This window comes from Streptomyces sp. NBC_00224, assembly GCF_041435195.1.
Taxonomy (GTDB): Bacteria; Actinomycetota; Actinomycetes; order Streptomycetales; family Streptomycetaceae; genus Streptomyces.
This window is the reverse complement of record NZ_CP108106.1, coordinates 7,509,687-7,521,684: the sequence shown is the minus strand read 5'-3', so window position 1 is coordinate 7,521,684 and position 11,998 is coordinate 7,509,687. Positions and strand designations below refer to the sequence as shown.

Below are 11,998 nucleotides of genomic sequence, written 5' to 3'. Positions count from 1 at the left end.
CACTCCGATCCTCGGTCCGATCGGGGGCGTCCGTCAGGAGAGGCTGGCGTCCAGCGGCGGCTCGGTGTCGAAGTCGGAGGTGCCCGACGGCATCTGGCCGCCGCCCGACGGCTCCGGCGGGAAGACCGGCGCCGGCTCGGAGGGCAGTGTGGGCAGCTCGGTGGACGGCGTCGGCACCAGCGGCTGGTTCGGCGTGGCCGGGGTCGACGGAGGCTTGGAGGTCAGCTTGGGGCTGACGGTGACGGTGGCCGTCGGGCAGCCCGAGGACGTGGGCGCGCTCGGCGTGGTGCCGCCGGGCGGCACTGTCGGGGGCGACTGCGTCACGGTGACGGTCGGGGTGGTGCTCGGGCAGTTGGTGCTCGGGGAGGTGCTGGACGTGGACGGCGTGGACTCGCTCGGCGAGACGGCGGGGCTGGACTGGTCCGGGCTCACCGACGTGCTCGGCGAGTCGGTGACCACCGGCGCCGTCGGGTCGATCTGGATGTCGGGCCGCTCGCGGTCGCGCGTGCCGTTGTCGCCGGTCGGCCGCTCGATCCAGGTGTTGTTGATGACGTTCACGATGATCAGGCTGTTGATGACCGTGGTGGTGCGGTTGATGACGACGGTCCGCTGCGGCTGGTAGCCGGGCCAGGACTGGCCGCGGGAGGCGGCCCCCTGGGTGGCGACGGGCGGCTTCAGCGGGTTGCCGCAGGCGCAGCGCACGCGTGGGCTGCCGTGGTCGTCGACCAGGACGGCGGTGCCGGCCTGGAGCACGGACTGGAAGGCCGTGGCGTGGCCGTCCTTGAAGCCGTGGTTGGTGACCCGGGTGTCGGCCCGCAGCACCACGGGGGTCAGCCCGCGCAGGAACGAGGGGAGGTCGTCCGGGTTGACCCCGGCGGTCTCCGAGAAGGCGCGCGCCTTCACCCGGTCGGCGTTGAAGAAGCGGATCTGCTGCTCCACGTCGCAGCTGGCCACCGACTGGGTGCCGCCGTAGAGGCCGGGCGTGGAGCCCGACACGGCGCGGACGGCCTGCACGGTCGCCGTGGGGCTGCTGGGGGCGTTCGACGGCGGCTGCGAGGGCGTGAGCGGCTTGGCGGCCTTGGCGGTCGACTCCGTGAAGGGGTCGGGGCCGGACGCGGCGACCGGCTGCAGGAACAGCTCCTTCTGATCGGAGGCGCTGTTGCCGCCGCTGTCGCCGCCGCAGGCCGCGACCAACACTCCGAAGGACATGACTACTGCCGCCAGGGTGAACCGGCGCGGGATCGGGCGCACTTAGATCTCCCACCTTTCGCCCCGAGTTATCCCTTATTGTCTGCCGGATGTCCGCCGGTCCCGCAAGCGGACGACCGGCATACGTGTCACCCGGAGGGATCACGCGCGCCGCGCCGGAACGACGTGTGCCCCCTGCCGGAACAGGGGGCACACGTCGCACGGACTCACTCAGTCAATGCCAGGCAGGATGTGCGGCTCGGCCAAGTCGTCCTCGTAGCCGGCCAGTCGGATCGGGGCCGAACGGGCCCAGACCTCCAGGTTGCGGAGCTTTTCGGGCCGGGCCGGCCGGCCGCCGCGTTCCGGCGTCCGCTCTTCGCGTTCTGTCATCTCTGGTGTCACCGCGCACTCCTCTGTGTCGCGTAACCCTGGGCGTACTGGCGGCTCCGGTCTTCCCGGTCGCCGGCCGCTCAAGGGGGCAGGGGGCAGGGGCAGTTCTGACGCGGTGGCGCCGGCACTCTGTCGGAAGTGCGGCCAAGGTTGCAGGCCGGTCCCGGAACGGGCATCGAGGACTGGTGGATCCTTTGATGGCTTCCGTCGGGGTCAGAGTAACCAAATGAGCGGGGCCCCGCTCGATGGGGCCATTTCCTTTGCGTCAACTTTCCTTCGCCGCCCGTTCAGCACGGAGTTCATCCAGCCATGATCTGCTGACCGGCATTGGCCGCCACCCGGGGAGGAGTTCACATGGACCTGCCGAGCCGGCCTCGGTCCGTCACGGAACTGATGGACCTGCTGCACGCCTGCCGGGACGCCTGGGACACACCGGACCGCAGCGGCGATCCGGTCGATCTGCACGACCACGCCCTGCAGACCGCCCATCTGCTGCGGCGCGCCCATCCGAGTGACAAGGAGCTCCAGATCGCGGGGCTCGTCCACGACCTGGGGCATCTGCTCCGTCCGGGTGACGACGCCGGGCACGCGGACCGCGCGGCGGACGCGGTGCGCCCGCTGCTCGGGGCGCGGGTGGCCCGGCTGGTGCGGCTGCACGTTCCGGCCAAGCGCTACCTCGCGGCGGTCGAGCCCGACCGGACGCTGTCGCCGCAGAGCGAACTGACCCTGCGGGCGCAGGGCGGGGTGATGACGCCCGAGGAGGCGGACGCCTTCGCGCTCGACCCGGAGGCCGAGGCGGCACTCACCCTGCGCCAGGCCGACGACGCCGGCAAGGTCGTCGGCCTGGACGTGGGCGTGATGGAGGACTGGCGGCCGGTCCTGGAGCTGGTGGCCGCGCGACACGGCGGCGCGCGGGGCGCCTGACGCGGGCCACACACCGGTGGCCGGACTCCCGCGGGGAGCCCGGCCACTGTTCGCTCAACCCGGTGCGGTCTACCAGTTCCCGGGCGCGTAGTCCTTCATGAAGACGCTGTGCAGGTCCTCGCCCGCCTCACCGCGCACGATCGGGTCGTACACGCGGGCGGCGCCGTCGACCAGGTCGAGCGGGGCGTGGAAGCCCTCCTCGGCGAGCCGCAGCTTGTCGTGGTGCGGGCGCTCGTCGGTGATCCAACCCGTGTCGACCGAGGTCATCAGGATCTTGTCGGTCTCGAACATCTCCTGGCCGCTGGTCCGGGTGACCATGTTCATGGCGGCCTTGGCGGCGTTGGTGTTGGGGTGCCCGGCGCCCTTGTAGCCGCGGCCGAAGACGCCCTCCATCGCGGAGACGTTCACCACGTAGGCGCGGCGGTTCGGCGCCCTGCGGGCGGCCTCGGCCATCACCGGGCGGAGCATGCTGATCAGGATGAACGGCGCGGTGTAGTTGCACAGCTGGGTTTCAAGCAGCTCGACCGGGGAGATCTGGTCGATGGACTGCACCCAGGTGTTGGTGTCGACGACGTCCGGGAGCAGGCCGCCCGCGTCGATGGCGGTGCCGTCGTGGTGCCGGGCGATGCTCGCGTTGCCCGCGACCAGGGCGAGGTCGGCGACCCGCTGGGCGTCGAGGCCCGAGGTGCCCAGCGGCAGCGCGGCCAGACCGTCAACCGCGCCGGAGTTGAAGGCGCCGATGACGTGGTGGGCGGGGAGCTCACCGGCGGGCAGCGGGGCGCCCTCGCCGTCGACCAGGGCCGCGTAGGCGGAGGGCAGCCGGCGCACGGTCTGGGTGGCGTTGTTGATCAGGATGTCCAGCGGGCCCTGCTCCGCGGTCTGCTCGGCCAGGGCGACCACCTGCGCCGGGTCGCGCAGGTCGATGCCGACGACTTCGAGGCGGTGCATCCACTCCGCGGAGTCGTCCATGGCCTTGAAGCGGCGGATGGCGTCCTTGGGGAAGCGCGTGGTGATGGTGGTGTGGGCGCCGTCGCGCAGCAGCCGCAGCGCGATGTACATGCCGATCTTGGCCCGGCCGCCGGTGAGCAGCGCGCGCTTGCCGCTGAGGTCGGTGCGGGCGTCCCGGCGGAACCGGTTCTCGGCGGCGCACTTCTGGCAGAGCTGGTGGTAGAAGTAGTCGACCTCGACGTACCGCGACTTGCAGATGTAGCAGGAGCGCGGGCGCTGGAGTATCCCGGCGATCTCTCCGGTGGGGGTCGCGGACGACGGCAGGATGCCCTCGGTCTCGTCGTCGATGCGCTCGGCGGAGCCGGTGGCGGTGGCCTCCGTGACGGCCCGGTCGTGGGCGGTCTTGGCGGCCCGGCGCTCCTGGCGGCGGCGCTGCTTCACGGTCCGGTAGATCGCGGCGGTGGCGCGGCGCACGGCGATCGCGTCCGGGTGGTCGACCTCGATGGTGTCGAGCTCGTCCAGCACACCGAGGCAGACGGCGAGGCGCTCCGGGTCGATGCCGGGGCCGTACTCCACGTCGGGTTCGCCGGGCTCCTGGCCGATGCCGGGACCGTACCCCTGGTCCTGGATGTCCTCTGTCACCGTCATCGCCGTCGCCGTTCCTCGGTCATGTGTGCGGTCTCGCCCGCGAGTGGAAGTTCCCAAAAGCGGAATCGTACGGAGCGAGGGCGCCGCACACCAAACCGCGGGCTTCCGGGCCGCCGGTCAGCCGCGCGCCGGCGGCCGGTCGAAGACGCAGTCGCCGCACAGTCCCGCGCCCGGGCAGCGGTAGTAGAGGCAGCAGCTGCGGCGCCGGAAGGCCGGGCCGGGGAGCAGGGTGCCGGTGCCCGCCAGGTCGGGGTGGGCGAAGAGTTCGCCGCCAAGCTCCAGCGCCCGCCGGGCCGCTTCGGGGCGGCCCGCGCGCCGCGCCCAGCGGTGCAGTTCGCGGACGGCCCCGGCGAGCGCGGAGCCCGCGTTCCCCCACAGCAGGCCGGACGAGACGGGCGTGTCGCGGCGGAAGGCCTCGGCGAGCGGGACGAGGTGGCCGTACTGGACGCTCTCGCGGATCCGCTCGGCGGTGCCGGGCAGCGCCCGGACCTCGTCGAGCACCAGGTCGTCGGGGGCGCCGCGGCCGCCGTCCCAGGACAGGGCCCGCGGATCGAGGTCGGGCAGCTCGCCGTGGAGCACTGCGGACCCGAGGGAGACCGACCAGAGCCGGGCGACGAGTCCCAGGTGGGCGATGGAGGCGGCGGTCCGGCGGTCGGGCGCGCGCAGGGCGGCCGCGACGGTGTCGATCCGGGCCGCCAGCGGCCCGCCCTCGCCCGCGTACAGCCGCGCCAGCGGAAGGTGCGCGCCATCGGCCGGTCCGGTGCGCAGCGCGAAGAACCCGCCCACCGATGCCACCGCCGCCAGATCCACCACTCGTCCCCTTTGTTTCCGCTTGTTTCCGCCCGCAGGCGCCGACCCCTGGAAGACATCCGAAGACATGACGTGCCCGCGCCAGGATCGCCGCGATTCTTACAGATTTTCGACCGAACTTACGTACGACTACTACCGGACATCCTGGTCGCACGCCTGGCCGAAATGATCCAAACAGACCCACCCTCACCAGCAGTTGTACCGAATGTCCGATGTATGGACGACTTCTGGAGTAGGCGCCTACTCCTATGGCAGTACGTGTCAATGCGGTCTCAAGGACGACGACGGAAGGCGATTCGCGAGAGATCGTGGATGCATGAGTGCCCTTGCCCTGTCCGTGCTGCTCTCCCTGGTCTCCGCCGTCGCCTACGCGGCCGCGGCGATCGTCCAGGAGCGCGTGGCCGCGGCCACCCCCGACAGCACCTACCTCCGCCAAAGCGCCTGGTGGGTCTCCGTGGCACTCAACGGTCTCGGCGCCCTGCTGCACGTCGTGGCACTCGCGTGCGGGCCGCTCACCCTCGTCCAGCCGCTGGGCGCCCTGACCATAGTCTTCGCGCTGCCGATGGCCGCCGTCTTCGTCCGCCGCAAGGCGGGCGCGGCGGCCTGGCGCGGCGCGGTCATGGCGACGGCCGGCCTCGCCGGGCTGCTCGCCCTCACCACCGACGCGGACGCCGACTCGGTCGGCGGCGGCCAGCGGCTGCTGCTCGCGGCGGCCACCTTCGGCGGGATGGCGGTGCTCTTCCTCGCCTCGCGCGCGGTGCACGGGCCGGTGCTGCGCAGCGTGCTGCTCGCCGCCGCGGCCGGTGTCTCCTTCGGCATGGCGTCGGTCTTCACCAAGCTGGTGGCCGAGGACTGGGACGCGGGCCTCCAGCTCAGCGAGGTGCCCAGCCTGCTGGCCATAGCGGTGCTCGCCGCCGCGGGTCTGCTGCTCTCCCAGGCCTCCTACCGGGGCGCCGGGCTCGCGGCGCCGCTGGCGACCGTCACCGTCGTCAACCCGGTGGTCGCCGCGACCGTCGGGCTCACCCTCTTCGGCGAGGAGTTCCGTTACGGGACGGCCGGTCTCGTCTTCGCCCTCGCCAGCGGCGTCGTGGCGGCGGGCGGTCTGATCCTGCTCACCACCGAGCGCCTCGGCGCGGCTTCCCGCCGCTCACGCACCGAGCACAAGACCCTGCCGGGCATCCCGGCGCCCGGCCAGAGCGCCGAGAGCACCACGGGCACCGCGAGCACCGAGTCCGATCAGAGGCTGACGCCGCCCGCCCTGAGGTAGGCCAGCGGGTCGATGTCCGACCCGTACGCGGGCCCGGTGCGGATCTCGAAGTGGAGATGCGGCCCGGTCGCGTTGCCGGTGGAGCCGGAACGGCCGATGCGCTGACCGGCGTTGACCTGCTGTCCGGCCCGTACGTTCACCGCCGAGAGATGGCCGTACTGGCTGTACTTGCCGTCGGCGTGCCGGATCACCACCTGGTAGCCGTACGAGCCGCCCCAGCCCGCCTCGACGACCTTGCCGTGGGCCACGGCCTTCACCGAGGTCCCGGTGGAGACGGGGAAGTCGACGCCCGTGTGGTAACCGCTCGCCCAGGACGAACCGGCCTTGTGGTACGGGGTGCTGGGGCCGGCGTCGACGGGCGCGGCGAACCCGGCGGTCTTGTGGCTGACCGGGGCCGTCTTCGGGGGTTCTTTGTGCGGGGCCGCGGGCTTCGCGGGCTGCGGCTTGGCCGGCTGGTGCTTGGTCGGCGGGTGCTCGGCGGGCCGGTGCGTCGGCACGGGGCGCGCCTTCGGCGGGGCGGCGGTGTCCGGGAGCGCGAGGCGCTGGCCGGGCAGGATCAGGTCCGGGTTCGGGCCGACGACCTCACGGTTGACGGTGTACAGCTCGTGCCAGCCGCCCCTGACGTGCTCGGTGTGGGCGATCCGGGAGAGCGAGTCGCCCCGTACGACCGTGTACCCCTCGCGCTTGCCCGGGGCCTTGGTGGGGTCGGTCTGCGGCGTGGCCTTCTTCGCCGTCTTCTTCGGCGCGGGCGCGGGCGCGTGGTGCGACTGCGCCGCCGGGGTGGCGTGCGCGGCGCCCCGGGCCAGCCCCGCCTCGCCCGAGCAGACCGGCCAGGCACCCGGGCCCTGGGCCTCCAGCACCTTCTCCGCGACGGCTATCTGCTCGCTCTTGGAGGCCAGGTCGGCGCGCGGGGCGTACTGCCGTCCGCCGTAGGCCACCCAGGTCGACTGGCTGAACTGGAGCCCGCCGTAGTAGCCGTTGCCGGTGTTGATCTTCCAGTTGTCGGTGGACTCGCAGGCCGCGACCTTGTCCCAGACGTCCAGCGAGGCGGCGTGCGCGGCGCCCGCGCCGATCAGGGGCAGGGCCATGCCCGCCCCACCCGCCGTCACCGTCAGCGAAGCCCGGTTGATACGGCTCGGCTGATACCGGCGGTGCCGCCCGCGTACGGACATGGGTCCCCCTCGAACGCATCGGGAGTCGCCAAAGTAGGGGCTCTGAACGGACCGTGACAAGAGTGCGTACCCACGCTTCGAAGGGAATGCAGGCCGAGTCGCGGTGCTTGGTGTCTTCCGTAGGGTTGATCGAGCAGCGCACCCGATGATTCAGGAGCACAGCCATGAGTGGAACAGCCCAGATCGGCGTGACCGGACTCGCCGTCATGGGGCGCAACCTCGCCCGCAACTTCGCTCGCAACGGCCTCACGGTGGCGGTGCACAACCGGACGGCGGCCAAGACCCGGGCGCTGGTCGAGGAGTTCGGCGAGGAGGGGCGGTTCGTGCCCGCCGAGACGCCCGAGGAGTTCGTCGCCGCGCTGGAGCGGCCGCGCAGGCTGGTCGTCATGGTGAAGGCGGGCGAGCCGACGGATGCGGTGATCGAGGAGTTCGCGCCGCTGCTCGAACCCGGCGACGTCATCATCGACGGCGGCAACGCGCACTTCGAGGACACCCGGCGGCGCGAGCGCGAGCTGCGCGAGCGCGGCATCCACTTCGTGGGCGCGGGCGTCTCGGGCGGCGAGGAGGGCGCGCTGCACGGCCCGAGCATCATGCCGGGCGGCTCGGCCGAGTCGTACGAGTCGCTCGGCCCGCTCCTGGAGAAGATCGCGGCGAACGCACCGGACGGCACCCCTTGCGTCACGCACGTCGGCCCGGACGGGGCCGGCCACTTCGTGAAGATGGTGCACAACGGCATCGAGTACGCCGACATGCAGCTGATCGCCGAGGCCTACCACCTGCTGCGCACGGTCGCCGGGTACTCCCCCGCCAAGATCGCGGAGACGTTCCGGGGCTGGAACACGGGCCGCCTCGACTCGTATCTGATCGAGATCACGGCGGAGGTGCTCGCCCACGAGGACGCGGCGAGCGGGAAGCCGTTCGTCGACGTCGTCCAGGACCGGGCCGAGCAGAAGGGCACAGGCCGGTGGACCGTGCAGATCGCCCTCGACCTCGGCGTGCCGGTCTCCGGCATCGCCGAGGCGGTGTTCGCGCGCTCCCTCTCGGGCCACGCGGATCTGCGCGAGGCGTCCCGCGCGCTCGCCGGACCGGCTCCCGAGCCGCTCGACGAGAAGGCGGCCGAGACCTTCGCCGCCCAGGTGGAGCAGGCGCTGTACGCCTCGAAGATCGTGTCGTACACCCAGGGCTTCCACCAGATCCGGGCGGGCAGCGAGCAGTACGAGTGGGGTGTGGACCTCGGCTCGGTGGCCGCGATCTGGCGCGCCGGGTGCATCATCCGGGCGGCGTTCCTGGACCGGATCCGGGCCGCGTACGACGCCGAGCCCGAGCTGGTGAGCCTGCTCGCGGACAAGCGGTTCGGTGAGGAGATCGGGGCGGCGCAGGAGGACTGGCGCGCGGTGGTCGTGGCGGCGACGCGCCAGGGCGTGCCGGTGCCGGGCTTCTCTGCGGCGCTCGCGTACTACGACGCGCTGCGGGCCGAGCGGCTGCCGGCGGCGCTCACCCAGGGGCAGCGGGACTTCTTCGGGGCGCATACCTATCGCCGGGTGGACCGCGAGGGCTCGTTCCACACGCTGTGGGGCGGGGACCGTACGGAGGTCGAGGCGGGCTGAGCGGCGGGCACGGTCCGGGGCGCTCCGCAACCGGAGCGCCCCCGGACCACGCTCGTTCACACCAGCTTCGCCGCCGCCTCCAGGCCGAGGCGCGGGCTGGACAGCACCGGGATCTTCGACGGGACCAGCTGCGCGCCCGGTGTCATGGAGGCCTGGGCCAGGACGATGACGTCCGCGTCCTCGACCTCCTCGATGGCTTCGGCCACCGCCCACGCGTAGCCCTCCAGGTCGCCCTTCTCGAAGCGGCGCCAGGCGTCGGGCACCAGGACCGGCCGCAGCGAGACCTCGCGGCCCGCCGCGGCCGCCTCCTCGTGGAGCAGGTCCGAGGTCGGGCGCAGACTGGCCTCCAGGGCGGCGAGGACCGTGATCCGGGAGCCGTAGGCGACCGCCGCCGCGGCCATCGGGCGGTCCACCCGCAGGACGGGCACGCCGAGTTCGGCCCCGGCCGCCTCCGCGACGGCGCCGATCGTCGAGCAGGTGCACAGCACGGCCGTAGCGCCCTCGGCGGTGATCTCGGAGATGACCGTCTTGGTGGCCTCGGCGGCACCGGCCGGGCCCAGCCCGCGGGCGCGGCCGAGCAGTTCCTCGTAGACCAGGTGGCGCAGTTCGAGGCCCGGGTGGTTCTCGTCGCGCAGGGCGTTGAAGACCGGCACGTGCACCATCGAGGTGTGCAGCAGCGCGAGCATGACGTTTCTCCCGGATCAGTGCTGGGGAACGGCGACGGGGCGGGAAGGGGCGGGGGCGACGGCGTGCGGACTGCGGCGCTGGTCGGTGCCGGGCACCGGGGCAGAGGCGTCGGCGCCGAGTTCGACGATGCGGTTGTCCGCGTCGACGTGGACGACGCTCGGGCGCAGGGCGCGCGCCTCGGCGTCGTCGACCTGGGCGTAGCTGATGAGGATCACCAGGTCGCCGGGGTGGACGAGGTGGGCGGCGGCGCCGTTGATGCCGATGACGCCGGAACCCCGCTCGCCCTCGATGACGTAGGTCTCCAGGCGGGCGCCGTTGTCGATGTCGACGATGTGGACGAGCTCGCCGGGCAGTAGATCGGCGGCTTCCATCAGCTCGGCGTCGACTGTCACCGACCCCACGTAGTGGAGGTCGGCCTGGGTCACGGTGGCTCGGTGGATCTTGGACTTGAACATGGTGCGCAGCACAGCGTCACTCCCTGCCGTACAAAGGGTCGCGCCCCCGGTCGGGGTACGCGCCGTCGACGGACAGAATACGGCCCGGGTCCTCCGCACGGGCCTGTGGCCTGCGTCTCGATCTCAACAGCCGCGCGAGTTGAATGCCCTGGGGCCGGTTTGTGCGCGGGCGGGTTACGCGGTCGTCCCGGCCTCCGGTGACGCGTCGGCCTCCGCCACCCGCTCGACCTCGGAGTCGCCGTCGTCCTGGTCCTGCGCGCGGCGGCCGACGACCAGGGCGGCGGCCGCCGCGCTGCCGAGGAACGCCAGGGCGACCGTCCACGGCCGGTCCAGGACGTGGCCGGAGGCGTGGTCGAGGGAGTAGCGCCCGGCCCCGGCGACGCCGATCGCGGCGGCCGTGAAGCCGAGGAACGCCGGGTACTCGAAGCCGCCGCCCTGGGCGAAGAACCCGGCCGGGGCGTGCACGGCGACCGCGCCCGCCATCGCTCCGGCCGCCGCGGCCCCGGCGGCCGGGGTGGCGAGGCCGAGGGCGAGGAGTGCGCCCCCGCCCGCCTCGCCGAGCCCGGCGGCCACCGCGCTCTGCTTGCCGGGGCGGAAGCCCATGTGCTCCATCGCGGCGGCCGTGCCCTCGATCCCGCCGCCGCCGAACCAGCCGAAGAGCTTCTGGGTGCCGTGCGCCGCGAGGACGGCGCCGGTGCCCACCCGCAGGACCAGGAGTCCGAGGTCCCGTCGGTTGATGCATGTCATGGCTGCCTCCCGGGGTGGCCGCTCGTGGCGTGGCACGCCGTCACCGGCGTACGGGATCCACTCTCCGGGGCGCCGGGCGCCGGGCCTCAGCGTTGCTGGGCCGTTGGGGTGCCCCCACGTGCGCCGAGGGTCAGTCCTCGCCCTGGGCCGTCTCGATGCCGCCGTGCAGATCGGCGGCGGCATCGACCGCCGAGACCGCGGAGGCGCAGAGGCAGGCGACCAGCGCGGCCGCTACCAGCCGGGCGCCGCGCGAGCGGAGCGGGGCCGCGGCCGGGCCGCGGTCCAGGAGCGCGGCGACCCGGCGCGGCACGGGCCCCGCCACCGCCGCGAGGGCCGCGCGCGGCCGCGGCGCGGGCTCGCCCGTACGGCTCGCGAGGGCGGCCCGGCCGATGGCGCGGGCGGCGAGCCCGCGGTCGCCCACGGCTCCGGCGGCGGCCTCGTCGGCGCAGCGCTCCAGGGCGTATTCGAGGGGCGCGCGCAGCGAGCGGAGCGAGGGGTGCAGATGCGCGGCGAGCTCGGCCGCGGCGAGGAAGAGGTGGTGGCGGCCGCGCAGATGGGCCCGCTCATGGGCGAACAGGGCTTCGCGCTCGGCCGGGTCGAGGGCGCGGAGCATGCCGGTGGTGACGACGATGCGGCCGGGGCGGCCGGGCAGCGCGTAGGCGTACGGGCAGGGGTCGCGCACCACCGCGAGCTCGCCGGTGGAGGGCGCGAGGCGGCGGCGGGCGGTGCGCACTTCGCCGAACTGGCGGCGGGCGGTGCGGATCAGGGCGACGCCGCGGAGCGCGAGCAGCGCGGCGGCCGCGCAGGCGGCGGGCAGGGCGACGGCGCCGGGCACCTCGTCGAGCGGGGTCACCAGATGGCCGAGGGCCGCGACGAACGGGAGCCGCAGGGCGCCCGCGAGGGCGAGCAGTCCGAGGGCGGCCGCCGAGCAGAGAGCGAGGCCGGTCGAGGCGGCGGCGAGCAGCCATGCGGCGGGCCTGGGCGGCAGTGCCTCGGCGAGCCGGCGCGCGGCCGGGACGGCGAGGAACGGCACGAGCAGCGGAATCCACACCGCGAAGATCACCCCCGGTCACCCCCGGCCAGGTCGCGGCCCGAGGCGCCCCCGTCGTGGCCCGAAGTGGCCCGGTCACGGCCCGAGCTGGCCCGGTCGCGGCC

General features: G+C 73.6%; 12 protein-coding genes. 3 read left to right on the top strand and 9 right to left on the bottom strand.

The annotated features are described in order from the left end of the window. Nucleotides 1–33: 33 nt before the first annotated feature. Both OG965_RS33545 and OG965_RS33540 read right to left on the bottom strand, forming a co-directional pair. Nucleotides 34–1,209 carry a DUF6777 domain-containing protein gene (locus OG965_RS33545; protein WP_371655806.1) on the bottom strand — a complete coding sequence of 392 codons (1,176 nt, stop codon included), beginning with the start codon at nucleotides 1,207–1,209 and terminating at the stop codon, nucleotides 34–36. A gap of 210 nt (nucleotides 1,210–1,419) precedes the next feature. After that, nucleotides 1,420–1,590, bottom strand: a complete 171-nt coding sequence (locus OG965_RS33540) for a hypothetical protein (protein ID WP_371657194.1) — start codon at nucleotides 1,588–1,590, stop codon at nucleotides 1,420–1,422. 342 nt (nucleotides 1,591–1,932) lie between these two features. Between OG965_RS33540 and OG965_RS33535 the strand changes: the two genes are divergently transcribed. Continuing rightward, a complete protein-coding gene (locus tag OG965_RS33535; RefSeq protein ID WP_371655805.1) occupies nucleotides 1,933–2,502 on the top strand; it encodes an inositol oxygenase family protein in 570 nt (189 codons plus the stop codon). A 69-nt stretch (nucleotides 2,503–2,571) separates the two neighbouring features. Here the strand turns inward: OG965_RS33535 and OG965_RS33530 are convergent, their stop codons facing one another. Both OG965_RS33530 and OG965_RS33525 read right to left on the bottom strand, forming a co-directional pair. Then, nucleotides 2,572–4,098, bottom strand: coding sequence for an SDR family NAD(P)-dependent oxidoreductase (locus tag OG965_RS33530; RefSeq protein ID WP_371655804.1), 1,527 nt, complete (start codon nucleotides 4,096–4,098; stop codon nucleotides 2,572–2,574). 117 nt (nucleotides 4,099–4,215) lie between these two features. Next, entirely contained in the window at nucleotides 4,216–4,908 is a 693-nt protein-coding gene (locus OG965_RS33525; RefSeq protein WP_371655803.1) for a (2Fe-2S)-binding protein, read from the bottom strand. A gap of 316 nt (nucleotides 4,909–5,224) precedes the next feature. Here OG965_RS33525 and OG965_RS33520 point away from each other — a divergent pair, with 316 nt between their 5' ends. Then, nucleotides 5,225–6,175: a DMT family transporter gene (locus OG965_RS33520; protein ID WP_371655802.1), complete on the top strand. Its 951-nt coding sequence runs from the start codon at nucleotides 5,225–5,227 to the stop codon at nucleotides 6,173–6,175. Here OG965_RS33520 and OG965_RS33515 read toward each other — a convergent pair. Next, complete coding sequence (locus tag OG965_RS33515; protein WP_371655801.1) at nucleotides 6,145–7,347, bottom strand: transglycosylase family protein; 1,203 nt, start codon at nucleotides 7,345–7,347, stop codon at nucleotides 6,145–6,147. The two genes, OG965_RS33520 and OG965_RS33515, sit on opposite strands and share 31 nt — an antisense overlap. 164 nt (nucleotides 7,348–7,511) lie before the next feature. Here OG965_RS33515 and gndA point away from each other — a divergent pair, with 164 nt between their 5' ends. After that, the gene (gene gndA, locus OG965_RS33510; protein WP_371655800.1) at nucleotides 7,512–8,954 is read left to right on the top strand and encodes an NADP-dependent phosphogluconate dehydrogenase; all 1,443 of its coding nucleotides are present in this window, start codon (nucleotides 7,512–7,514) and stop codon (nucleotides 8,952–8,954) included. A gap of 56 nt (nucleotides 8,955–9,010) precedes the next feature. Here the strand turns inward: gndA and OG965_RS33505 are convergent, their stop codons facing one another. The 4 genes from OG965_RS33505 to OG965_RS33490 form a co-directional block, all read right to left on the bottom strand. Continuing rightward, on the bottom strand, nucleotides 9,011–9,640 hold the full coding sequence (locus tag OG965_RS33505) for an aspartate/glutamate racemase family protein (protein ID WP_371655799.1): 630 nt from the start codon (nucleotides 9,638–9,640) through the stop codon (nucleotides 9,011–9,013). Between the two features lie 15 nt (nucleotides 9,641–9,655). Then, nucleotides 9,656–10,108 (bottom strand): aspartate 1-decarboxylase, encoded by a 453-nt coding sequence (gene panD, locus OG965_RS33500; RefSeq protein WP_371655798.1) that lies wholly within the window; start codon nucleotides 10,106–10,108, stop codon nucleotides 9,656–9,658. A 162-nt stretch (nucleotides 10,109–10,270) separates the two neighbouring features. Then, complete coding sequence (locus OG965_RS33495) at nucleotides 10,271–10,843, bottom strand: DoxX family membrane protein (protein WP_371655797.1); 573 nt, start codon at nucleotides 10,841–10,843, stop codon at nucleotides 10,271–10,273. A gap of 130 nt (nucleotides 10,844–10,973) precedes the next feature. Next, nucleotides 10,974–11,906 carry a M56 family metallopeptidase gene (locus OG965_RS33490; RefSeq protein WP_371655796.1) on the bottom strand — a complete coding sequence of 311 codons (933 nt, stop codon included), beginning with the start codon at nucleotides 11,904–11,906 and terminating at the stop codon, nucleotides 10,974–10,976. Nucleotides 11,907–11,998 lie beyond the last annotated feature (92 nt).